Consider the following 23,244-nt stretch of genomic DNA (forward strand, 5'->3'; position numbering starts at 1 on the left):
CTAGGGAATAACCCATAGAACAGGCTTTATCTCAAGCGATCAAGAGTAAGCTCTTCATGGCAATAAAAGCTAAAAATATGGAGACAAAATGAAATTCCTATACGTTGCTACCGCATTTTTTACTTGCACCTCACTGGCAGCACAGCCAAAAGTGAACCCTACAGATCCTCAGCCAACTTGCTACATGTGTCCGGGCACCTTTATTCCCGTGGATGAGCTGAATGCCTATACTAAAAAAGCCATCCAAGAACGTCACATTGATCAACAGGTGCGTGATATTGATATTGGTAAAGCAAGGGTGGGAATTGGCATGGTTTATCGCGGCAAGCTTGATGCCCCAAATCCAGACTCAGTAGCAGAGCATGATCAGATTAGCGAGGTCTATCACATCATCTCTGGCTCCGGAACATTAGTTCTTGGACCAGACATCACCAATCGTCAACGTAGGCCAGCCACCCAAAAAACAGTGGTTGAATTTAACGGCCCAGGAAATAATGGCAGCGAAATTCTGAATGGCATCTCACGCAACCTCCAGCCGGGAGATGTGGTGGTGATACCCGCAGGAACAGGGCATTGGTTTACAGAAATTCCAGACCATATCAATTACCTGATGATCCGATTCGATCCAGATAAGGTAACACCGCTAAAAAGCGAAGCTCAGTCACTCAATTACCTCTCAAAACCAGCAAGCCGTTAAGGAGATTACTATGAAAAAAATGATTCGTTGCGGACTTGTCATCGCGTTAGTAGCTGTAAGTTACAGCACATTGTCACAAGGCCAATCATCTGCGAAGGCCCCAGAATATAAAGTGGATGCATCCTGGCCAAAAACATTACCCAATAATTGGATATTGGGTCAAGTAGCTGGCGTAGCTACTGATAAAAATGATCATGTATGGATTATTCATCGCCCATTAACCATTACGGATGATGAAAAAGGTGCGACGCTCACTCCTAAAAGATCAAAATGTTGTATCCCAGCCCCACCCGTTCTTGAGTTTGATAAAAAAGGTAATTTATTACAAGCCTGGGGTGGTCCTGGCAATGGCTACAACTGGCCAAAAAATGAACATGGAATTTATATCGACCCAAATGGAAATGTTTGGGTTGGTGGCAATGATCAAGCTGACCATATGATCTTAAAATTCACCCAACAAGGGAAATTTCTTCTGCAGATTGGGTCACCTGGTGCAAGTCTTGGTAGTAACGACACAACTCAGCTTGGTCGTCCTGCACACATGAATGTAGATCCGATTGCAAATGAAGTCTATATTGCTGATGGCTACTTAAACAAACGAGTGATTGTGTTTGATTCCAATACTGGCAACTATAAGCGTCATTGGGGTGCTTATGGCAACATGCCCAGTGATGAAAAGATCCCAAACTTTAATCCGACATCAACGCAATTTGCTAATCCAGTTCATTGCGTTCGCCTCATGAAGGACAACACCCTATTTGTTTGTGATAGAGCAAATAATCGCATTCAAGTTTTTGAGAAAAGTGGAAAATTTATTCGAGAAATGGCGTTTGAGACTGACACTAAAGGATCTGGCTCTGTATGGGACCTCATCCCTGCAGATAGTAATCAAAAGTACATCTTAATTGCTGATGGCACCAACAATGAAATCACAGTGATTGAGCGCGAGACTGGCCGCAAGCTCAGTTCATTTGGAAGAAGCGGTAGAAATGCCGGTGAATTTCATTGGGTGCATAACATTGCCGTTGACTCCGAGGGTAGCGTCTATACCACTGAGGTAGATACTGGAAAACGTGCCCAAAAATTTATGAGAACTCAATAAATTTGAGACCTCGCTTGAGACCTTACTTGAAACTTCTCTTGGTATGCGCACTTTCTTTCCTACTGAGCACTCCCGCAATGGCCCAGCTTGAGGTTTTAATTTCGGGAGGCTTTCAAGGTCCTTACAGCCAAATGCTGCCCTCTTTTGAAAAGATGACTGGCATTACAGTCATCACTAAATCAGGCGCCTCACAAGGCTCCGGCCCAAAGACGATCAAAGCACAACTAGCCACTGGTGTTACCGCAGATGTGGTCATATTGTCACGCGAGGGTTTAGCCGAACTCATTGCAGAAAATAAAATCGTGCCAAATTCAGATGTTGATTTAGCACAAGCCCCGCTGGGCTTGGCTGTACCTACAGGCAATGCTAAGCCTGACATCTCTAGCACCAAAGCGTTTGCAGATGCCTTAGTCAAGGCTAAAAAAATTGTTGTTCCCGGAAGTACCAGTGGCATTTATTTAAGTAAGGAACTCTTTCCTAAGCTTGGCATTAGTGAGCAAATCTCAGTACAGATTACCGAGCGAGGTTCTCAGGCCACCGCCGCCTTAGCTGCGCGCGAAGCCAATATTGCCGTCCAGCCCAGCAGCGAACTCGTGAATATTTCGGGCATTGATTATGTTGGCCCCCTACCCAATAGCATTCAACTCATTCAAACCTTTGCTGCAGCAAGAGTGATGAACTCATCCAATTCTGAGGCTGCAAAAAAATTGATTGAATATCTAAGCTCACCAAACGCAGCTGAACCCATTAAAAATGGCGGCATGAATCTAGTTCGCTAGCAATACTCATTGGAATATTACCTATGAATAATCGTAGATCATTTTTAAAAACCTCTGGTAAAGCACTGGGTGGATTATTTTTTTGCGGCTGCGGTCTCGCACATGCTGCAGAGAATCAAACAAAACGGGTAACCCCTGTTTTGATTAACGGTAAACGTATCAAAACAATTGATGTGCATGCCCATTGCATGTTTCAAGATGCGATTGACTTAATGGGAGATGAAGCTAAGTCAGTTCCACCTCCAACTAAAGGAGCGCCAGAACATTTCATCAAAATTAATGAGCGCATTAAGGCAATGGAAGCTCAGGGCATTGACATGCAAGTTCTCAGCATCAACCCCTATTGGTATCGTAAAGATAAGGAAACCGCTGCAGAAATCTGCCGCCTGAATAACCTGCATTTAGCCGAGCTATGTGGGCTAAGACCAGATAAGTTTGCAGCCTTTGCTTCACTCAGTATGCAATTTCCAGAACTTGCCGTGGAGCAACTAGAATACGCCGTAAAGCATCAAGGTCTGCGTGGTGCCGCCATTGGTGGGAGTGTTATAGGACAAGATTTTTCAGATCCTAAATTTCACCCAGTATTAGCAAAGGCTCAGGAACTCAATGTCACACTCTTCATTCATCCTCAGAGCACCCCTCAACTCGCGCAACGCTTCAAAGGAAATGGCTGGATGTCCAATGTCATTGGCAATCCACTCGATACAACCATTGCACTCCAGCATCTCATCTATGAAGGGGTGTTAGATAAATACCCACAACTCAAGGTACTAGCAGCTCATGGTGGGGGCTTCTTGGGATCCTACGCACCCCGCATGGATCACAGTTGCTTTGTCTCTCCACAAAATTGTGATCCCAACATTGTGCTCAAGAAAAAACCTTCTGAATACTTAAAGCAGCTTTATTTTGATTCTCTTGTTTTCACGCCGGAAGCCCTAGGATATTTAGTCTCGCAGGTAGGCGCCAGTCAAGTGGTCATTGGAACCGATCATCCTATCCCGTGGGAGGAATTTCCGGTAGAACGAGTCATGCAGACTAAAGGATTGAGTAACGCTGATCGTGTTGGAATTTTGGGTGGGAATGCAGCGCGCCTACTCAATCTAAAACTGAGTTAAGCAAGCCAAGTTGTAAATTCTTCTGCAGCTACTCGGGGTGTCCGGAAGGTGTTAATAATCTCTTGTTTATCCGCATATCCGAGCGCCATGCCACATACCAACATCTCATGATCTTGAGCCCCAATCAAGGGCAAGATGATTTTGGTATAAGCATTCCAGGCAGCCTGTGGGCAGGTATCTAAACCCTCCCCCTTTGCTGCAACCATGAAATTCTGGAGGAACATCCCATAGTCCAGCATGGAGCCCCTACCCAGTTCTTTGTCGATGGTAAAAAAGATTCCCACAGGTGCACCAAAAAATTGAAAGTTTTTGCGATGCTGTGCATGCATCTTGTTTTTATCGCCTTTAGTGATACCAAGCAATCCATATAAGCTCCAGCCGTTCTCACGACGTCGATCAATGTAAGGGCTAAACCATTTGCTGGGGTAATAGTCATAACCTGGTTGGTATTCTTTTTCTAATTCAGGATTAGCTGCAATGCTGTCATAAGCATCACATACTTGTTTGCAGAGGCCTTCGAGTTTTGCACCCTCGAGTACGTAAGCTTTCCAAGGCTGAGTATTGGTTCCTGAGGGGGCTCTAGCTGAGAGATTGAGAATCTTCAAAATCTGATCTTTTGAAACCGGTTCTTTTGTAAATGCGCGCACTGACATTCTTGACTGAATAGCGTCTGCTACAGAATTCATATTCCCTCTTTTTATCTTTCAATACTATTGAGCCATGATATTTTGATGCAATAAGAAATTGTCTTTCCCATCCAACAATAATGCACTATCAAGGTGCGTGAAATACCCAATACCTATATAGGATTCCCCTAAAAATCAGCTTTCGAGGCACTCTGAGCGCTATTCCCAAAACACCCAAATGGTGCATCTGATTTTCTAAATTGTGCAGGGTGGTAATTACTACTAAATTTTGGAACCTATGATGAGGCATGCGTATCAAAATTACAAAAAGCTTGGTGCTCAATGCCCAAATTCATAATACGGAGACCGTTCCGGAAGCCTTATTTCCGGAGGGGGAGTATCTCGCCAACCTGACTCCAGATGGCAAGATTGAGGTCGTCAACACCAAATCTATTAAGGCGCTATTTTCCTTTTCTCAGTTCAGAGAAAAAGTATCACAGGGCGACTTTGTGGTCATGGAAGCTTAAGGCGTTTAGTGATCGAGATCTAAGCTCTGCACTAGACTCGCCAACTTCACAACCGATTCAAATGCATTAGAGTCACTAGCCTCTACATCTACATTCTCCCAATTAAATTCCAAGGAGAAATGTGCAGACTCAACAATCAACTCATAACTGGAAGAGGCCTTATTACTTGGATTGGCTTCCATCTCCTCAGTCACTGGAACCTTCAATATCTCAATGGCCTTTAGGAGCAGTTGTGTCTCTGCTGCCGAGAGCTCTCTAGTGTGCAGCACATCATCTGTCCTCTTCACCGAAATCTTAGAGACGCCATCAATAGTGACCTCATATTGATTGAGTCCCAAATCAAACCAGACGGTTAATTCAATTGCGATAGGATATGTTTTCATTTAATCGACCTCGTCAGCGTGGGGCTCATCAAAATGTTCGGTATGGGGCTTGAGCTTAGCTTCCAATTGAACCCATTTACTCTGCTGTGTACGGTATGTGCAATCCTCGGCATGATTTTCTAATAAACCAAAAATGACCGTGGTTGGAATTTTGCAATATGCACATCGATAGGCATGTTGGTGCTCTTCTATTTTTTCCTGTGGATAATCAATATAGAACGGCTTCACCATCAACTCCTTTGACTTTTAGGTCTTACTACTTCAATAAATATCTTACACCCCATCTATTTCAACTGAGGGTCAAATATCGCCAAAAAGGGCAGATGAGTTGATAATGGGATATTCCATTTAATAAAGTCTTGAATCTGATGTTGCCCTGCGTCGAACTCGAAACCTCCCCCAATCCAAGCGCTGCTGTTATTTGGCTCCATGGCCTAGGCGCTGATGGCAATGATTTTGTACCCATCATTCCAGAGTTACGCCTCGAGGGATGCCCTGGAATTCGGTTTATTTTTCCAAGTGCGCCCAGCATGCCGGTCACCGTTAACGGTGGCTATGTCATGCCAGCCTGGTACGACATCATTGGCAGAGACCTCATGGATCAAGAAGATGCCGCAGGCATCCATCGCTCAGCTGCAGCAATTAGTGAGCTGATTGAGCGTGAGGCGAGTCGCGGCATTGCTTACGAGAATATTGTTCTAGCGGGTTTCTCGCAAGGCTGCGCAATGGCTCTGCATATTGGTCTGCGCTTTCCGCATCGTTTAGCAGGCATCATCGCTCTTTCTGGATATTTGCCTTTAGCGATATCGCTCCATACTGAAAAACAAGCAGCTAACCAAAAGACACCCATCTTTATGGCGCATGGTTTATATGACGCAGTAGTGATTCCTGAAAGAGCCGAAGCATCCTATGCCATGTTAGAAAAAATGGGTCATCAAGTCAGCTGGCATGAATATCCAATGGAGCACTCAGTCAATCACGAAGAACTCATGGATATTTCGCGATTCTTACAAAGCATCTTAATTAAAACTAAGAGCTAGATGAGCCCATCAATCAATAATTTAACTCCAGCCACTAGCAAGAAAAATCGCACGATACGGTAGTACCACCGAACAGGAATATGTTTTGCCAGGTAAAAGCCAAAATACACACCAACAGGTACGCAGGGAAAAATTAAAACCGAAGTAGTCAAATAATCTAATTTGATTAAATCCAAATAGGCATATGGGCCTAACTTCGCAAAATTCATGCAAGCGAAAAAAATTCCCAAAGTAGATGTATAGACTATTGGCGACAGTTTCTCTCTCAACATATAAGCGGTAATGGGAGGCCCTCCGTTATGGGCAACAAAGGAAGTCACCCCTGAAAGTAAGCCCATTACCATCCCGACCCAAGGCGATAACTTCGCTTCTTTTGCATCTAAATAACTCATGACTAAATCTTGGAGCAAATAAAGCAAAATAAAAATACCAATACACAGTGTTAACACTTTAGGTTCAATCACTGTGAAAAAGACCATGCCAACCAGAATCCCACAGATAGCAGGTGGCAATACGAGGGTCAAAATTTTCCAATTGGCATTACGCAGAAAACGTCTTAACCCGACCAAATCAATTGCAATCAGCAGAGGCAACAAAATAGCTAATGCTTCCGCAACACTCACCTGACTCGCCAACAAGGGTAACGAGAGGGTTCCTAAGCCAGCACCAAAACCGCTCTTAGAGATGCCCACCAGCAATACACTAATAATGGCGACAATAAAAAACGTCAATGTATGCGCATGAAAAGCTTGAGTTAATGGGGCTAATAATGAATCAGACATCTATCCATCTTACCAAGATGACATTACCTTAAGCTACAAACATATAGACCGCAGCTATTGCCATAAACAGTGTTGCAAGCCAACCTAGTATTTTCAGAGGCCATGAAGCTACATGCGAGCCCATCACAGATGACCTACTTGAGAGAATCATGATCGCCACCATTAAGGGAACTGCAACTACACCATTGAGCACCGCACTCCAGAACAGCGCTTTCATTGGGCTAATGGGAGAATACTGAATTGCTAAGGCGCCAAGGACACTGAAAGTGATAATTAAATAAAACTTGCCAGCCTGCCGTGCACTATCTTCAAGACTAGAGCGCCAACCAAAGACTTCGGATAAGGCATATGCTGCCGAACCTGCTAAGACTGGAACGCCCATTAAGCCTACACCCAGAATACCTAAGGCGAACAAGAGAAAAGCAAATTCTCCTGCTAGCGGCCTTAAGGCAGATGCAGCCTCTGCAGCAGTATTGATATCGCGAATTCCAGAAGCATGCAAAGTTACTGCGGTAGCCAAAATAATGCAATACGCTGCTACATTGGAATACAACATACCGCTCCAGGTATCCCAAGAAATTCTACGTAACTCAGAGTGAATTTCCCGCTCTCCCGCTTCGCCAACATCTTTCAGCAAACTGAACTCATGACGCAAATTCATATCTTCCACTTCTTGAGAAGCTTGCCAGAAAAATAAATAAGGGCTGATCGTTGTACCAAAGACACCCACTACTACTGCTGCCGAATCTGCATTCAAAGTAACCTGGGGAAAGAAAGTACTCCAAACGACCTCTGTCCAAGGAACATGAACGGTGAATAAAACAGCCCCATAGGCCAGCAATGAGAGTGACAACCACTTTAAAAAAAATACGTAATGTCGATAAGGAATCAATATTTGCAATGCCAGGGTAAGCAGAACAAAAAAGCCCGTCATGATATGCCAATTAATTCCTGTAATCAGTTGTGCAACCTCGCCCATTGCTGCAATATCTGCAGCAATATTAAGAACGTTCGCAATCAATAAAATGCTGACTAATAGGATCAGCACCAGCGGAGGAAAAGCTAACTTCATATTGGCAGAGAGACCTCTACCTGTTACCCTACCAATACGCGCGCACAATACCTGCATGGTAGACATCAATGGATAAGCAAAAGGCATTGTCCACAACATATTGAAACCAAATTGCGCACCGGCCTGAGAGTAAGTCACGATCCCACTTGGATCATCATCTGCAACACCTGTAACTAAGCCAGGCCCCACTCTAGATAATGGATGCTGTTTAATACGCACCCAAATGGCAGAGAGACTGATCATATTTGCAAATAGCTCTTAATCATCACCTTAGTGTAGTCCGTATAGAGATGTAAAAAGAAAAAGGGCTCTGCTGAGCCCTTGATCGGAGAGCGCGGTGAATACTTACAGCTTTTTATTGAAGCTATATTGAGCAAAAGCCTGCTCTGCAACCCCAAACCACTGGGCTTCCATGTTTCTAAAAACGCGATAGTCATCAAAGATCTTTTTAAACTGAGGATTCTTAGTAGACTCTTCTGCATAAGTTTCCTGACTGGCTTTAAAGCAAGCATCCATGATGGAAGTGTTGAACTTGCGTAAAACAGCGCCATTTTGAATGAGACGCTGCAAAGCAGGTGGATTGAGTGCATCGTATTTTGCGCACATATCAGTATGAGCTTCATAACAAGCCGCTTCCCATGCGGCTTGATAAGAAGGTGGCAGTGCATCCCATTGTTTCTTATTGACTAAGAAGGAGAGTCCAGCAGCGCCCTCCCAAAATGCAGGGTAATAGTAGTTTTTGGCAACTTTTGCTAAGCCCAACTTTTCATCATCGTAGGGACCAACAAACTCAGCCGCATCGATCGTACCTTTTTCTAATGCAGAGTAAATTTCACCAGCAGGCAATTGTTGTGGCACTACGCCTAATTTGGCGAGTACTTGGCCAGCAAAGCCAGCAATACGGAATTTCAAACCCTTTAAATCTTCTGGTGATTTAATTTCTTTGCGGAACCAGCCGCCCATTTGCGTACCCGTTTGACCGCCAAGAAAGTTGACGATGTTGTAACTTGCATAAAGCTCACGCATTAACTTCATACCATTACCATGAAGCATCCATGCAGATTGCTGACGCGCAGTCATACCAAATGGTGCTGCAGTATCAAAGATGAAAGCGCTATTTTTCCCTAAGTAGTAATAGCTAGCGGTATGTCCACACTCAACCGTACCATTTTGAACAGCATCCAATACCTGCAATGCCGGAACCACTTCACCCGCAGCAAATACTTTGACGTTGAACTTACCATCAGTGGCTTTACGCAATGAATTTGCAAAAACTTCAGGGGTGCCAAAAAGCGTATCTAAAGATTTAGGAAAGCTAGAAACCAAGCGCCAGTTGAGCGTAGGTAAGTTTTGCGCAAGCGCTGGTGCACTCAGGGCAGCTACTCCAGCACCTACAGTTGCCTTCTTCAGAAATGAACGTCTTTGCATCACCATCTCCCTCTAGTGTTAATAGATATGTATACAGATTCTGTCATTGAATTCTATAGCGAGGTTTATTTTCCGCCAACCGTCATAGAACCGAGCAGAATCGAGCCAGTTTCTTTGGTACCCCGAATTAAGGAATCACTTCCAATCAACTCAATATCTAAGAGCATATCGCGTAAATTACCTGCAATCGTTACCTCTTCCACTGGATATTGAATCTCACCATTCTCAACCCAATAACCAAATGCGCCACGTGAGTAATCTCCCGTTACATAATTCACGCCCTGCCCCATCAACTCAGTTACCAATAAACCAGTACCCATTTCTTTTAATAAAGCAGGTAGACCGCCTTTAGGTGTTTTCTTGCTTTGCAGAGTCAAGTGGTGTGAGCCGCCTGCATTACCAGTAGTTTTCATTCCCAATTTACGCCCTGAATAGGTCGACAGAAAATAGCCCTGCAAAACACCTTTATCAACTACAGTACGCGCGTTGGTCTTTACGCCCTCTTCATCGAATGGTGCGCTACCGGACATGGCTTTGAGATGGGGATTCTCAAACAGGCTGACGTGCTTAGGCAATACCTGCTTACCTAAACTATCGAGCAAAAAACTAGAGCGACGATACAGAGCACCCCCAGATACTGCCTGCACCAAGCTGCCTAACAAACCCGCAGCCAAAGGAGCTTCAAAGATGACCGGGCAGCGCCGCGTAGTCAGTGACCTTGCCTTTAAACGCGATAAGGCGCGCTGGGCAGCGTACTGACCGATAGCTGCAGGATCAGCTAACTCTGTTGGTATACGCGCACTCGAATACCAATCGTCCCTTTGCATAGGAGATTTTTTCCCGCCCTCACTTGCAATCGGCGCACATGAAATATAGTGGCGTGAAAATGGATAACCCCCCATAAATCCAAGAGAGGTACCCATCATGAAATGTGCGTGATGTGCAGATACTGAGGCGCCATCACTATTTTGAATTTGCTTGCTCACTGAAAATGCCGCGCCCTCCGCAATCCGTGCAATTTCTACAGCGCGTCCTGCATCAAGATCCCAGGGATGAAATAAATCAAGATCTAATGGATTTTTTTCGAGCAACTCTGTTTCTGCTGGGCCAGCACAATTGTCTTCCGCAGTGTGTTGGGCAATGTGATAAGCAGCATCAACGGTCGCCTTCAAAGACTCTTTTGAAAAGTCACTCGTACTGGCATTGCCGCGATGGTGCCCCAAAAATACCGTCACCCCTACTTGCTTGTCCAAGCTTTGTTCAATGGTTTCGACTTCGCCCTTACGAACGGTTACCGAGAGGCCTTGACCCTCCGATACTTCGGCCACTGCATCCGAGGCGCCCCTTCTTTTGGCCTCTTTGAGCATGAAATTGATAATTTCTTGAAACTGGCTAGATGAATATGTAAACATGCCCTAATAATAGCTAGAATAGAAATATGAAGCATACCGAAACCTCGAAGCGTAATACCCCAAACGAAGTCAAAATTGGTCTAATCTCGATCTCAGATAGAGCCAGTAAGGGTGTTTACCAAGATGAAGGCATTCCAACCCTGCAAACCTGGCTGATGAAAGCCATGAGTAATCCCTGTGTTTTTCATGAACGTCTGATTGCCGATGAGTCTGAGATCATTACTGAAACCATTGTGGAGTTGGTTGATGAGATGGGCTGTGACCTAGTCCTCACCACGGGGGGCACCGGCCCTTCTCGTCGCGATGTCACCCCAGAGGCAACCCTAGAGGCGGGAACCCGAGAAATGCCTGGATTTGGTGAGCAAATGCGTCAAATAAGCCTCAAGTTTGTACCAACGGCTATTTTGTCTAGACAGACAGCGGTCCTGCGTGAAATCGAAGGACATGCGGCTCTCGTGATTAACTTACCAGGGCAACCTAAGGCGATTGCTGAAACCCTAGAGGGCCTCAAAGATGAGAACGGCAAATCAATCGTGCCCGGAATCTTTGCTGCGGTGCCTTACTGTATCGATCTGATTGGTGGACCGTATATCGAGACCAATGAAGAAGTCATTAAAGCCTTTAGACCCAAGAGCGCTATTAAAAAATAAATTTCTTAGGGCAGCGGTACGATAAATTTATCGCGGTAATACTTCAGCTCTTCAATCGATTCTTCAATATCCGCTAAGGCAGTATGAGCCTGTTGCTTGGTGAAGCCTTTCACCAACTCTGGATGCCAACGTTTACATAACTCTTTCAGAGTGGAGACGTCGACATTTCGATAATGAAAGTAGGCTTCTAACTTGGGCATGTACTTCGCCATAAAGCGACGATCTTGACCAATAGTATTTCCGCACATCGGAGCAATACCTGCTTTGATGTACTGCTTTAAAAAAGCAATGCATTCTGCCTCTACTGTCGCCTCATCCAGTGTCGAAGCCTTAACCTTATCAATCAGCCCCGAGCGCCCATGGGTACCTTTATTCCAAGCATCCATGGCATCTAAAAGTGCATCATCCTGATGCACCACCCAAACAGGTGCCGTAGCAATGGTATTGAGGTGGGCATCGGTCACAATAATGGCGATTTCTAGGATACGCTCAGTTTCTGGATCTAATCCAGACATCTCCATATCCACCCAGATCAGGTGCTCGCTGGCTGGTGCCGTCTTTGCTGCTGCAGTATTCGTTTGTTCGCTCATATCTATAATGATCTCATGACATTCACAATTATTTTCCTAATCGTTTTTATTGCCAGTTTTGGCCTGCGCCACTGGCTCTCCCAACGTCAAATTCGCTATGTTGCCCAGCATCGAGATGCGGTCCCGACAGAGTTTGCTGAAAAAGTCACTCTAGCCGAACACCAAAAAGCTGCTGACTACACGATCGCAAAATTGCGCTTAGCGATTTTAGAAAACGGGGTGAGCGCCGTCATTTTAATTGCCTTCACATTGTTGGGCGGATTAGAAATCCTCAATCTTGTTCTTCTACAATTACTTGGTGAAGGTATTGCACAACAAATTGCACTGCTAGTATCGATTGTCATCATCTCCGGAATACTGGATCTACCTTTCTCTTGGTACAAACAGTTTTATCTTGAAGAGCGCTTTGGCTTTAATCGCATGAATAAAAAATTGTTCTTTAGCGACATGATCAAAGGTTTTTCGGTAGGTGGCGCCATTGGCATTCCCTTGCTATGGGTCATCCTCACACTCATGCTCAAGGCTGGCGATCTTTGGTGGCTCTGGGCGTGGGCAGTGCTTTCGACATTTAGTCTGTTGATGCAATGGATCTTCCCAACCTTCATTGCACCCTTATTTAATAAGTTTCAAGCATTAGAAGAAGGTCCACTTAAAACCCAAATTGAGGCCTTACTAAGCCGTTGCGATTTTGCTAGTCAAGGCTTGTTTGTCATGGATGGTAGTAAGCGTAGCGCCCATGGCAATGCATTCTTTGCTGGCATGGGCAAAGCCAAGCGCATTGTGTTCTTTGACACTCTCATTGAAAAACTCAATCCAGGTGAAGTAGAGGCAGTGCTCGCCCATGAGTTAGGTCACTTCAAGTGCAAACATATTCGTAAGCGCCTCATCGTTTCCTTTGCCTTAAGCTTTGCTATGTTTGCATTACTCGGCTGGATCAGCACGCAGGTTTGGTTCTATACCGACCTGGGTGTAATGCCTAATCTGAATGGCTATAACGGCGGTCTGGCTTTAGCACTATTTATGCTGGTCTCGCCCGTATTTAGCTTCTTCTTCACCCCACTAGGAAGTCTTGCTTCGCGTAAACATGAATATGAGGCCGATGGCTTTGCTGCAGAAAAATCTTCAGCAAAAGATTTAATTTCTGCCCTAGTAAAGTTATATCAAGATAACGCTGCAACACTGACGCCAGATCCAATCTATACCGCCTTTTATAGCTCGCATCCACCTGCGCCACTGCGTATCGCAAACCTACAGCGCCTTAGCTGATTGCAATTATCGGCATGGAACAATTTCGCGCGCTACTGACTGCTTCCTACGGAAGACATTATTTAGCGCAGCGCCTAGTAGCAGATACCGCAGGGAAAGAATCCCCAAGCGGTCCTTTAATTCAAGTGAGCACTCCCGCTAAGCAGCATATTGGTGCTGTGGGTGATCGTATGTTGCTGGAGATGACATCTGCAGATCAAGCGCGCATTATTGAAATTGAGCCTCGTGAAAATATTCTCTACCGCTCTGACGCTTTTAAAAGCAAAATCATTGCTTCTAACGTCGATCAAATTCTGGTGGTACTAGCAACCCAACCCGCCTTCTCTCCCGACCTCCTGGGCAGAGCGGTCGTGGCGGCTGAGGCCAATCAAATTGGCTTGCATATCCTACTCAATAAATGTGATCTCCAAGATAACTTAGCGCAAGCGCGCAAAATCATTGAACCCTATGCGCGCATGGGCTATCCCGTCAGTGAGGTCTCCGCCAAATTTGACCCCGCTTCGATTGATGCACTTCGTCCTGCCTTAGCAGGTAAGGTATCCGTCTTTGTTGGTCAATCCGGCATGGGTAAATCTAGCCTGCTCAATGCTTGGGTACCCAATGCTGCTGCACTCACCCAGGAATACTCCGTGCGCTTAGATACCGGTAAACACACCACTACCGCCTGTCGTTATTTTGAATTACCGGAATCTTGGGGGCGAGATGCAGCCGGCAAATTGGGTGCATTAATTGATTCACCAGGTTTTCAGGAGTTTGGTTTAGCGCATATGTCTGTGAGCGAGTTACAGCATGCCTTTAGGGAATTTAAAGACTTGCACGGTAAATGTCGCTTTCATAACTGTGCTCATCAATCCGAACCTGATTGCGCGGTACGTGATGCAGTAGACAGAAATGAAATAGCGCCAGAAAGATTGGCGCTCTTTAGACAGCTGCGTTCAGATTCGAAAACAGCAGATACGCAAATTCAGGGAATTAGCCAAGCCAAAGAGCGATGGTCAGCATTAGCAACAAAGCCATCCAAGCGATAACCAAGCGCCATACCAAGCCAACCGCGGAGCGCATCGTGCGCTCAGTAGGCTCAAGACCCACTTCATAGATTAAAGGTTCACCGGCCTCAGCCATGCGCAGTGCCTCATCACTTTCAGGCTCGCTCAAGGGCTCACCGAGTCGTACGCCTAAGGCACCACTACCTGCAGCCAAGATCACAGCCGATAATGAATCAGACCATTTTTGGGTGAGGTAGCGCCAACCATATACTGCACCCTCAAAGTTTCCAACAATCGCAAAGCCCATTGCCGTGATACGCGCTGGAACCCAATCCAATACATAAAAAAAATGACGCGCTGCTTCACTTAAGTTGAAGTCACGCTCAGACCAACGCTGAGCAGCAATATCAGCCAAACGATAGAGCACCACACCTGCAGGACCCATTGGCATCATGAACCAAAACAGCACGCCAAACACATGGTGGTGTGAACCAATAATGGCTCGCTCTAGCGCTAATGAAATCACTTCTGTCTCAGAAAGATTGGCAGTATCTAACTCTGGGCCATACCATTCACCCAGTGCTGCCCGCGCAGCTGGTAGATCATGCGCTTCAATTGCTTCATGCACCAAAGTAAATGAGTGGCTAAATTGACGAAAGCCGAAAAATAAATACGCAATGACGACGTTCCATAAGAAACCAAGAATGGGATAAGTCAACATGCAGGTGACATACACCATAAATACCAAAAAGGTAGGTAGCACAAAAGCAACCAAGCAAGCCATGCGTGCGCCAATGGGACTTGCACCTTCTTCAGACTTGCCACCGAATTCACCAGCGACCCAATCTAACCAACGAGCGCTCATACGCGCAATCCAATGGCTAGAGGTTACTGGGCGATATTGCTCAGCAATGAGGGCGAAGAGAATAGAAAAGAAAGTCATACTTTTAATAAATGATATAGGTTCCGCAACATTCCCGCAGTAGCGCCCCAAATAAAGCGGTTCTCATAAGGAATCGAATAAAAACGACGACCACCCTGCTCGCTTTGCCACAGCCTGATCTGATGGTTGGCTGGATCTAGTAAAAAATGTAGCGGCACTTCAAAAACATCCGCCACCTCAAACTCATCAAGGACATATTCTTCTTGAGGTTGCACCAACCCCACTACTGGTGTGACGCTATAACCAGAAACAGTCAAATACTGCGGAAGATAGCCAATAATTTCTACCCGTTTAGGATCAAGGCCAATCTCTTCCTGACTCTCCCTCAATGCAGTGTCATCGGGACTAAGATCTTCTGGATCCATCCGTCCACCCGGAAAGCTAATCTGCCCTGCATGATCACGCAAATGATTCGTTCTTTGCGTCAGCAATACTGAGAGGCCATTCTCTTTTAACAACAAAGGGATCAATACCGCTGCTCGCGTTATCTTGCCAGCAGCTTGGCGCTTAGCGATGATATCGGTAGCAATCACATGACGATTCTCATCGGTAATCTCTGGTTGCCACTCCGGTGGATATTGAAGACGGGTCTTTAAGCCCTCTGGCTCGAGAAATTCAGGCGCTACTTTTTTGTCATTGACGCAAACCTCATGAATCGGAATGGCTTCGGCATTAAATCCTGGGGGCGCAGCGACATTGATTACGTCTTCTTCAGGCTGAGAGGTCTTGGGCATAGTCATATTTTAAGGCAATAAAAAAGGCGACCTAGGCCGCCTTTTTTATTGCATCAAAGCAGCAATTATTCAGCAGCTGGAGCAGCCACTGCCTTAGTGCGAGCCTGAAGCTTTTCTTTAATACGTGCAGACTTACCAGAACGATCACGCAAGTAGTACAACTTTGCACGACGGACATCACCACGACGCTTTACTTCAACGCTAGCGATCAATGGTGAGTATGTTTGGAAAGTACGCTCAACGCCCTCACCAGATGAAATCTTACGCACGATAAAGCTAGAATTTAGTCCGCGATTGCGTTTAGCAATCACAACGCCTTCAAAGGCCTGGGTACGCTTACGTGTACCTTCAACAACGTTTACACTAACAACCACTGTATCGCCAGGCGCAAAGCTTGGCAAAGTTTTGTTAGCACTCAAGCGAGCAATTTCTTCTTGCTCAATTTTTTCAATTAAATTCATTTTTAATCCTTAAACATCGTATTAGCGTTTAATCCCGAGACCTAAATCAACGGACCTAATAGAGGATGTAGTTAAAACAATTTCACTAAACCAAAAACCAAACCACTCATTCACAACTGCGCACCACTAAAAGTATTCACAGCGAGCGAAGAAATTGTTCATCTTCTCGGGTTAGCAACCCATTGGCTCTAGCCGATTCAATTAAATCCGGCCTTAACCTGAACGTCAGCTCTAAAGACTTCTGCCGACGCCAATCCGCTATTTTAGCGTGATGTCCGCCTAAAAGCACGTCCGGCACTGATAAATTTTCATAAATCTCAGGCCTGGTGTAGTGCGGATAGTCCAAAAGACCATTCATAAAGCTATCTTGGGTAGCAGATTCGCCATCTCCGAGAGCCCCAGGAATAAGCCTAATAACCGCATCCATGATGGCCATAGCAGGGATTTCGCCCCCGGATAGCACAAAATCGCCTATGGATATCTGTAAATCGACATTGCGATCCACAAAACGTTGGTCTATGGCCTCATATCGACCACAAACCAAGCTCAGATTACCGTCATTTAAGATATCTGAGGCCATTTTTTGGGAGAAGCGCTCTCCTTGGGGCGCCAACAAGCAAATAGGGCCCGATTGAGTTCCAGCAGCCTGATGAGCCGCCTTAATCCCTGCAATAGCATCTTCGAGGGGCTTGGCCATCATGACCATGCCTGGACCGCCACCATAAGCACGATCGTCTACTGTCTTACGCGCATCCAAACAAAAGTCTCGTGGATTCCATAAATGAACACTCGCTAATGATTGCTCACAAGCACGACCAGTGACACCCCACTGCGTGAGTGCAGTAAACATCTCGGGAAATAAGGTCACGACATCAAAGCGCATGGGTTGTTTCTTGAATATGGTTTAGTTTTATTGCCAGTCCAATTGCCAATCAAGCGTAATCACTTGATTTGGTAAGTCGACGTTTTGCACCACTTCTTTAACAAAGGGTACAAGATATTTGATTTCTTTAGAAACAGGATCACCAATAGCAATCACACCATGAGCACCATTTTCAGTGACATCGAGCACTTTACCTAGCGCCTCATGTTGCAAATTGATTGCCTGGCAACCAATCAGATCGACCCAGTAATAAGAATCACTATCCGCTTTTGGAAATGCATCACGGGCCACTAATATGCGCGCACCTTTTAATGCCAGGGCCTGATCACGATCAGTAACACCATCTAATGCAAGCACGACATTACCGCTATGCATCTTGGCGCTCTTCACTTTATATTGCGTCAACGAGGCTTGTTCTACAGATGCAGAAACGCCAGCATCCCGACGTGGGATCAAGGACAACCAAACTGTCTTAGAAGAGAGAAGCGCTACAGGGTCTGATGAGTGAGGTCTAACCTTCACTTGCCCCTGCAAACCTTGCGCCTCAGAAATGGCGCCAAGTTCAATCAAATCATTTAGGGAAGGTGTACTCATTTGCAAGTCACCTTATTTTCCCAAAATAAACCACCAACAATTTCGCCACTAAATGCATCATCTCAAAGATGAAGCATTTAGCAACAGAATATTAAGCAGCAGGATTGTTCTTAATTAAACGAACAACCGTTGGAGATACTTGCGCACCAACGCCAGTCCAATAAGTCAAACGATCTTGAGCAATGCGCATGGCTTGCTCAGATTCAGCTGCTTGTGGATTGAAGTAACCAATGCGCTCGATAAAGTTCGAGTCGCGACGGTTGCGCTTATCAGTAGCAACAATGCTGTAAAAAGGGCGCTTCTTAGAGCCGCCGCGTGCCAGTCGAATGACGACCATACTTATTCCTTAAAATCTAAAAATGAAAACAGGTTGATTACAACCCAATAAAATTTCTACAAAAATCTTGGGCTCCAGCTCACCAACTAAACGTACGGTAAAGCGGAAAACCACATATTCTAGACGAAAACCCCTACTTCTTCCACCTATTTAAGTACCCAAGACAGTAGAATAGAATCCAAATCAATATAAAAAATACATATAAATCAATTACTTATACCGATATGTCCAATAAAACAACACGATCCACCTACAATCGAGGCTCTTTAAATCGCCTCTGGATCGCACTTTCTTGCGTAGGACTAGGGCTTTTGAGCGCTTGCGCAAATGTGATTCCGCCTTGTGGCGCCAAAATTAGTCCTCCGAGCAGCGAACTGCGCAATACCCGGTGGGAACTCACTCGCTGGAACTTACCCCCCAATAGCAATGGTGAAGTTCGTGCACGCCAAATTCCACAGGGGGAAGCGAGCAACCCTATTCAAATGAACTTTGATGCGAATGGGCAAAGGGTTAGCGGATCTACTGGATGCAATCGCTTTACTGCGGAGCTGAATGAAGATGCACGAGGCTTTAGCTTGAGCAAAATTGCTAGCACCAAAATGGCCTGCACTCCGCAACGCATGGAATTAGAAAATGATTTCCTTTATGAACTCAATGACTATCGCAGCATCGTTCGCAATGGCGATCAATTACTCATGATCGGCACTGATCGTGAAGTGCTGAGCTTTACCCAACGGCCTGTTACCAATAAATAAAATAAATGAGTATTGATATCTTGATGAAAAAATCCAAACTTCTATTTTGCGCACTCGGATTATTTTTTCCGGGCACTGGCCTCAATTGTTTTTACTTGCAGGGACTGAAATCCTTCTGGGCTTGGACACAATTACTCGCATTGTTTGGAGGCTTTGTTGGCTGGGGTCTACTAAAAGATGCCCATTTTCATTCAGGACCTGGCTGGGTACTGCTGACCTTTGGTTTTATTGCGATTGAGGCTAGCTGGCTCACCACGATCACCTTTGGTTTACGCCCCGATGAAAAATGGGATGCGCAATTTAATCCTGGCATTGCAGAACTTGAGCGCAGTCAATCGGGTTGGCTAGTGATTCTTACTGTCATCTTTTCCTTAGTACTAGGTGCGGGTGTCATGATGACCTTTTTAGCTATAGCCTTTGAGCAATTCTTTATTTCTCAACTCCAAGAAGCCAGAAAGCTATCCCAGTAATAGCAGATAGCTTTCGTGATTTACGAATTGCCAATATTTTAGAACTGCTCAAGCTCTAGTGCATTGGTAGAGTAACCACCTTCAATAATCGAGGTGGCCAAGGCCTGTGCCTGTGGTAGTAAGTTTTCCGCAAAGAAGCGCGCCGTTGCAATCTTCGTCTTATAGAAAGTTGGATCGCTATCGCGCAAACGTTCGGCTGCTAATAAGCCCCGTGCCATTTGCCATCCTCCGAAGACCAAACCTGATAAACGTAAGTAAGCAAAGCTACCGGCGTATACCGCTTTAGTGTCCGTCTTTGCATGCGCCAAAATATAAGCAACCGCTTCATCGAACGCAGCACGCCCAACAGTCAATTGCTTGAGAACTGCTTTCGCATCAGCACTAGCACTAGCTGCTAACTCTTTTTCAGTTTCGGCAATTTTTTGTGACAGTACTTTTGTAATAGCACCGCCATCACGGACAGTTTTTCTACCGACCAAGTCATTTGCCTGAATGGCTGTCGTCCCTTCATAAATCGTCAGAATACGAGCATCACGATAGTGTTGTGCAGCACCAGTCTCTTCAATAAAGCCCATGCCGCCATGGACTTGTACACCTAGGCTCGCAACCTCAATCGACATCTCAGTAGAGAAGCCCTTCACAATCGGCACTAAGAATTCATAGATTGCTTGATTTGCTTTACGCACTACTTCATCTGGTGCAGCATGCTGTGCATCGTATGCAGCAGCAGCATAGTATGCCAAGGCACGAGAAGCCTCTACATAAGCGCGCATAGTCATCAACATTCGTTTCACATCAGGCTGATGAATAATCGCTACGGGGCCAGGAGAGCCAGCGAGATCACGACTTTGAACGCGATCTTTAGCATATTGCACGGCCTTTTGATAGGCGCGCTCTGCGACTGCAACGCCTTGCATCCCCACTGCAAAACGCGCAGCGTTCATCATCACAAACATATATTCCAGACCGCGATTCTCTTCACCAACTAAATAGCCGGTGGCGCCACCATGATCGCCAAACTCTAGTACCGCGGTTGGGCTCGCCTTAATTCCGAGCTTATGTTCAATCGATACACAATGCACATCATTACGCTCACCTAATGAGCCATCTGCATTGACTAAGAACTTCGGCACCACGAATAATGAAATCCCTTTAACACCCTCTGGTGCATCAGGCGTCCTAGCCAAAACCAAATGAATAATGTTCTTGGCCATATCATGCTCACCGTAGGTGATATAGATCTTGGTCCCAAAGATCTTATAGCTACCATCGCCCTCAGGTACAGCCTTAGAACGCACCATCGATAAATCAGAACCTGCTTGGGGCTCCGTCAAACACATCGAGCCTGTCCATTCCCCAGAAATCATGCTCGGGACAAATTGTTCTTGGAGTTCTGGGCTTGCTGCTGTGAGCAATGCCTCAATAGCACCATCAGTGAGCATCGGACATAAAGCAAAAGAGAGGCTGGCTGAGTGAACCATTTCAAAGCAGGCAGTAGCAATAAGTTTTGGCAAGCCTTGACCACCAAATTCTGCCGGATGAATGACGCCCTGCCAGCCAGCAGCAGCAAATTGTTCAAATGCTTCTTTGAAGCCAGGAGTCGTAGTCACTACGCCATCTTTGAATGAGCTTGGCTGTTGATCGCCAGGCCAATTGAGTGGGGCAACAACATCCTGATTAAATTTTGCAGACTCTTCCAGAATTGCTGGCGCAAGATCAACATCAGCACCTGCTTCTGCATAGGATGGGTAAGTCACTACATCTGATAGCCCCGCAAGCTCATTCATTACAAACAACATGTCTTTCACGGGGGCTACATATGGCATTACAACTCCTATGGATTCGAATCAGGTGGGCTATTCAAAATTACGAGAGTGCTTTCGTTAATTCTGGAACAGCAGTAAAGAGATCGGCAACCAAACCATAATCAGCAACTCCAAAAATCGGTGCTTCTGGATCTTTGTTAATGGCCACGATCACTTTAGAATCCTTCATGCCAGCCAAGTGCTGAATAGCGCCAGAGATACCTACGGCAACATATAACTGGGGAGCAACGATCTTGCCAGTTTGACCCACTTGATAGTCATTGGGTACATAGCCCGCATCTACGGCAGCACGTGAGGCGCCTAAGGCAGCACCTAACTTATCAGCCAAAGGCACTACTAACTCTTGATACTTTTCGCCAGAGCCTAAACCACGGCCGCCAGATACGATGATCTTGGCTGCAGTCAGTTCTGGACGATCTGATTTAGTCAACTCACGACCGACAAAAGCGGATTTACCTGCGCTATCAGTAGCAGCCACTTTTTCAATCACAGCAGACCCACCAGTAGCAGCAACAGGATCAAAGCCCGTCGTACGCACAGTAATCACCTTGACTGCATCACTCGACTGAACAGTAGCGATGGCATTACCCGCATAGATCGGGCGCTCAAAAGTATCTGCGCTCACGACCTTAGTTATGTCAGAAAGCTGCGCAACATCTAACTTTGCAGCAACGCGTGGCATGACATTCTTACCACTAGCAGTAGCAGGTGCCAATAAGTAGCTGTAGTTACCAGCTAGCGACAAAATCTGCGCAGCTAAAGGTTCTGCTAATTGATCCGCTAGATTTAAGGCATCAATCTGGATCACCTTGCGGACACCCGCTATCTGGGATGCGGCTGTAGCTACAACATCAGCACTGTTACCAGCAACTAGCACGTCTACTTCGGGAGAGCATTGCAAAGCAGCTGCAACTGCATTGAAGGTAGCCGCCTTTAATGATTGATTATCGTGTTCAGATATAACAAGAGCAGCCATTTAAATCACCTTCGCTTCATTTTTGAGTTTTTCAACAAGAGCAGTTACATCAGCAACCATCACACCAGCGCTGCGCTTAGGAGGCTCTTCTACTTTGAGAGTTTTGAGGCGAGGCGCAATATCAATACCTAAGTCTTCTGGCTTCACAATATCAATCGTCTTCTTCTTTGCCTTCATGATATTAGGCAAGGTCACATAGCGGGGTTCATTGAGACGAAGGTCAGTCGTGATGACTGCCGGCAATGACAGTGCAATCGTTTCTAAGCCACCATCTACTTCACGAGTCACAGTAGCTTTGCCATCCGCAATCACCACCTTAGAGGCAAAAGTTGCTTGCGGAATATCTAATAAGCCTGCCAACATCTGACCAGTCTGGTTGCTATCGTCATCAATCGCCTGCTTACCGAGAATAATAATTTGTGCTTGTTCTTTTTCTGAAAGCGCCTTGAGAATCTTGGCTACTGCCAAAGGTTGCAACTCAGTATCAGCCTCTACCAAAATAGCACGATCTGCACCAATAGCTAAGGCTGTACGCAAAGTTTCTTGGCATTGAGTTACGCCTGCAGTCACCACTACAACTTCAGTGGCAATACCAGCTTCTTTGAGTCTGACTGCTTCTTCTACTGCGATTTCGTCAAAGGGGTTCATACTCATCTTGACGTTCGCAATATCGACACCAGAATTATCTGACTTCACACGCACTTTGACGTTGTAATCAACAACGCGTTTCACTGCAACTAAGATCTTCATCTGACTTTCACAATCCTCAAACGCTTCAAAAACGATATTTATCTAAAAAATCGGGTAACC

Annotated in this window: 28 protein-coding genes; 11 read left to right on the plus strand and 17 right to left on the minus strand. The window is 45.6% G+C overall.

What is annotated here, in order from left to right; translation table 11 throughout:
• Window positions 1-88 precede the first annotated feature (88 nt).
• From C2756_RS08085 to C2756_RS08100, 4 genes are all read left to right on the plus strand, one after another.
• On the plus strand, window positions 89-697 hold the full coding sequence (locus C2756_RS08085; protein WP_215318486.1) for a hypothetical protein: 609 nt from the start codon (window positions 89-91) through the stop codon (window positions 695-697).
• Window positions 698-707: 10 nt separating this feature from the next.
• Entirely contained in the window at window positions 708-1,799 is a 1,092-nt protein-coding gene (locus C2756_RS08090) for a two-component regulator propeller domain-containing protein (RefSeq protein ID WP_215318488.1), read from the plus strand.
• Window positions 1,800-1,876: 77 nt separating this feature from the next.
• Window positions 1,877-2,578, plus strand: a complete 702-nt coding sequence (locus C2756_RS08095; RefSeq protein ID WP_215318490.1) for a substrate-binding domain-containing protein — start codon at window positions 1,877-1,879, stop codon at window positions 2,576-2,578.
• A gap of 23 nt (window positions 2,579-2,601) precedes the next feature.
• Window positions 2,602-3,693 carry an amidohydrolase family protein gene (locus C2756_RS08100; RefSeq protein ID WP_215318492.1) on the plus strand — a complete coding sequence of 364 codons (1,092 nt, stop codon included), beginning with the start codon at window positions 2,602-2,604 and terminating at the stop codon, window positions 3,691-3,693.
• On the opposite strand, the gene C2756_RS08105 is transcribed toward C2756_RS08100, so the two are convergent.
• The gene (locus C2756_RS08105) at window positions 3,690-4,379 is read right to left on the minus strand and encodes a nitroreductase (RefSeq protein ID WP_215318494.1); all 690 of its coding nucleotides are present in this window, start codon (window positions 4,377-4,379) and stop codon (window positions 3,690-3,692) included. The two genes, C2756_RS08100 and C2756_RS08105, sit on opposite strands and share 4 nt — an antisense overlap.
• 248 nt (window positions 4,380-4,627) lie before the next feature.
• Between C2756_RS08105 and C2756_RS08110 the strand changes: the two genes are divergently transcribed.
• Window positions 4,628-4,846 (plus strand): hypothetical protein, encoded by a 219-nt coding sequence (locus tag C2756_RS08110; RefSeq protein ID WP_215318496.1) that lies wholly within the window; start codon window positions 4,628-4,630, stop codon window positions 4,844-4,846.
• A 5-nt stretch (window positions 4,847-4,851) separates the two neighbouring features.
• Here C2756_RS08110 and C2756_RS08115 read toward each other — a convergent pair whose 3' ends face one another.
• Together C2756_RS08115 and C2756_RS08120 are read right to left on the minus strand one after the other, a co-directional pair.
• Complete coding sequence (locus C2756_RS08115; RefSeq protein WP_215295373.1) at window positions 4,852-5,229, minus strand: hypothetical protein; 378 nt, start codon at window positions 5,227-5,229, stop codon at window positions 4,852-4,854.
• Complete coding sequence (locus tag C2756_RS08120; RefSeq protein WP_215318498.1) at window positions 5,230-5,457, minus strand: hypothetical protein; 228 nt, start codon at window positions 5,455-5,457, stop codon at window positions 5,230-5,232.
• A 140-nt stretch (window positions 5,458-5,597) separates the two neighbouring features.
• On the opposite strand from C2756_RS08120, the gene C2756_RS08125 reads away from it, so the two are divergent.
• On the plus strand, window positions 5,598-6,269 hold the full coding sequence (locus tag C2756_RS08125; protein ID WP_215318499.1) for an alpha/beta hydrolase: 672 nt from the start codon (window positions 5,598-5,600) through the stop codon (window positions 6,267-6,269).
• Here C2756_RS08125 and C2756_RS08130 read toward each other — a convergent pair.
• The 4 genes from C2756_RS08130 to pmbA form a co-directional block, all read right to left on the minus strand.
• Complete coding sequence (locus tag C2756_RS08130; RefSeq protein WP_215318506.1) at window positions 6,266-7,051, minus strand: sulfite exporter TauE/SafE family protein; 786 nt, start codon at window positions 7,049-7,051, stop codon at window positions 6,266-6,268. The genes C2756_RS08125 and C2756_RS08130 overlap by 4 nt on opposite strands.
• A 28-nt stretch (window positions 7,052-7,079) precedes the next feature.
• Window positions 7,080-8,366, minus strand: a complete 1,287-nt coding sequence (locus C2756_RS08135) for an NRAMP family divalent metal transporter (RefSeq protein WP_215318508.1) — start codon at window positions 8,364-8,366, stop codon at window positions 7,080-7,082.
• Between the two features lie 102 nt (window positions 8,367-8,468).
• A complete protein-coding gene (locus C2756_RS08140) occupies window positions 8,469-9,551 on the minus strand; it encodes a TRAP transporter substrate-binding protein (protein WP_215295378.1) in 1,083 nt (360 codons plus the stop codon).
• Window positions 9,552-9,616: 65 nt separating this feature from the next.
• Complete coding sequence (pmbA, locus tag C2756_RS08145; RefSeq protein WP_215318510.1) at window positions 9,617-10,963, minus strand: metalloprotease PmbA; 1,347 nt, start codon at window positions 10,961-10,963, stop codon at window positions 9,617-9,619.
• 26 nt (window positions 10,964-10,989) lie between these two features.
• Between pmbA and mog the strand changes: the two genes are divergently transcribed.
• Window positions 10,990-11,613 carry a molybdopterin adenylyltransferase gene (gene mog, locus C2756_RS08150; RefSeq protein ID WP_215318512.1) on the plus strand — a complete coding sequence of 208 codons (624 nt, stop codon included), beginning with the start codon at window positions 10,990-10,992 and terminating at the stop codon, window positions 11,611-11,613.
• 5 nt (window positions 11,614-11,618) lie between these two features.
• Here mog and orn read toward each other — a convergent pair whose 3' ends face one another.
• Window positions 11,619-12,203 (minus strand): oligoribonuclease, encoded by a 585-nt coding sequence (orn, locus tag C2756_RS08155; protein WP_215318514.1) that lies wholly within the window; start codon window positions 12,201-12,203, stop codon window positions 11,619-11,621.
• A gap of 15 nt (window positions 12,204-12,218) precedes the next feature.
• On the opposite strand from orn, the gene C2756_RS08160 reads away from it, so the two are divergent.
• Together C2756_RS08160 and rsgA are read left to right on the plus strand one after the other, a co-directional pair.
• On the plus strand, window positions 12,219-13,469 hold the full coding sequence (locus C2756_RS08160; RefSeq protein WP_215318516.1) for a M48 family metallopeptidase: 1,251 nt from the start codon (window positions 12,219-12,221) through the stop codon (window positions 13,467-13,469).
• A 14-nt stretch (window positions 13,470-13,483) separates the two neighbouring features.
• The gene (rsgA, locus tag C2756_RS08165) at window positions 13,484-14,497 is read left to right on the plus strand and encodes a ribosome small subunit-dependent GTPase A (protein WP_215318518.1); all 1,014 of its coding nucleotides are present in this window, start codon (window positions 13,484-13,486) and stop codon (window positions 14,495-14,497) included.
• On the opposite strand, the gene C2756_RS08170 is transcribed toward rsgA, so the two are convergent.
• The 6 genes from C2756_RS08170 to rpsP all read right to left on the minus strand — a co-directional run bounded on the left by C2756_RS08170 (window position 14,442) and on the right by rpsP (window position 18,407).
• Window positions 14,442-15,398, minus strand: coding sequence for a CobD/CbiB family protein (locus C2756_RS08170; RefSeq protein ID WP_215295435.1), 957 nt, complete (start codon window positions 15,396-15,398; stop codon window positions 14,442-14,444). The two genes, rsgA and C2756_RS08170, sit on opposite strands and share 56 nt — an antisense overlap.
• A complete protein-coding gene (locus C2756_RS08175) occupies window positions 15,395-16,132 on the minus strand; it encodes a CoA pyrophosphatase (RefSeq protein WP_215318520.1) in 738 nt (245 codons plus the stop codon). The genes C2756_RS08170 and C2756_RS08175 overlap by 4 nt, the downstream gene beginning before the upstream one ends.
• A gap of 65 nt (window positions 16,133-16,197) precedes the next feature.
• Window positions 16,198-16,593, minus strand: a complete 396-nt coding sequence (rplS, locus tag C2756_RS08180; protein ID WP_215318522.1) for a 50S ribosomal protein L19 — start codon at window positions 16,591-16,593, stop codon at window positions 16,198-16,200.
• A gap of 136 nt (window positions 16,594-16,729) precedes the next feature.
• Window positions 16,730-17,476 carry a tRNA (guanosine(37)-N1)-methyltransferase TrmD gene (gene trmD / locus C2756_RS08185; RefSeq protein WP_215318524.1) on the minus strand — a complete coding sequence of 249 codons (747 nt, stop codon included), beginning with the start codon at window positions 17,474-17,476 and terminating at the stop codon, window positions 16,730-16,732.
• Between the two features lie 27 nt (window positions 17,477-17,503).
• Window positions 17,504-18,070: a ribosome maturation factor RimM gene (rimM, locus tag C2756_RS08190; protein WP_215318526.1), complete on the minus strand. Its 567-nt coding sequence runs from the start codon at window positions 18,068-18,070 to the stop codon at window positions 17,504-17,506.
• 91 nt (window positions 18,071-18,161) lie between these two features.
• Window positions 18,162-18,407, minus strand: a complete 246-nt coding sequence (gene rpsP, locus C2756_RS08195; RefSeq protein ID WP_068948964.1) for a 30S ribosomal protein S16 — start codon at window positions 18,405-18,407, stop codon at window positions 18,162-18,164.
• A 311-nt stretch (window positions 18,408-18,718) separates the two neighbouring features.
• Here rpsP and C2756_RS08200 point away from each other — a divergent pair, with 311 nt between their 5' ends.
• Both C2756_RS08200 and C2756_RS08205 read left to right on the plus strand, forming a co-directional pair.
• Window positions 18,719-19,162 carry an META domain-containing protein gene (locus C2756_RS08200; protein WP_251372027.1) on the plus strand — a complete coding sequence of 148 codons (444 nt, stop codon included), beginning with the start codon at window positions 18,719-18,721 and terminating at the stop codon, window positions 19,160-19,162.
• Between the two features lie 5 nt (window positions 19,163-19,167).
• Window positions 19,168-19,632, plus strand: coding sequence for a hypothetical protein (locus C2756_RS08205; protein ID WP_251372028.1), 465 nt, complete (start codon window positions 19,168-19,170; stop codon window positions 19,630-19,632).
• Window positions 19,633-19,670: 38 nt separating this feature from the next.
• Here the strand turns inward: C2756_RS08205 and C2756_RS08210 are convergent, their stop codons facing one another.
• Genes C2756_RS08210 through C2756_RS08220 form a run of 3 tightly spaced genes read right to left on the minus strand, consistent with a single transcriptional unit; the run spans window position 19,671 to window position 23,184 of the window.
• A complete protein-coding gene (locus C2756_RS08210; RefSeq protein WP_215318529.1) occupies window positions 19,671-21,458 on the minus strand; it encodes an acyl-CoA dehydrogenase in 1,788 nt (595 codons plus the stop codon).
• Between the two features lie 40 nt (window positions 21,459-21,498).
• Complete coding sequence (locus tag C2756_RS08215; RefSeq protein WP_215318531.1) at window positions 21,499-22,434, minus strand: electron transfer flavoprotein subunit alpha/FixB family protein; 936 nt, start codon at window positions 22,432-22,434, stop codon at window positions 21,499-21,501.
• The gene (locus C2756_RS08220; protein ID WP_215318533.1) at window positions 22,435-23,184 is read right to left on the minus strand and encodes an electron transfer flavoprotein subunit beta/FixA family protein; all 750 of its coding nucleotides are present in this window, start codon (window positions 23,182-23,184) and stop codon (window positions 22,435-22,437) included.
• Window positions 23,185-23,244 lie beyond the last annotated feature (60 nt).

This window comes from Polynucleobacter sp. UB-Siik-W21, assembly GCF_018687415.1.
Classification (GTDB): Bacteria; Pseudomonadota; Gammaproteobacteria; order Burkholderiales; family Burkholderiaceae; genus Polynucleobacter.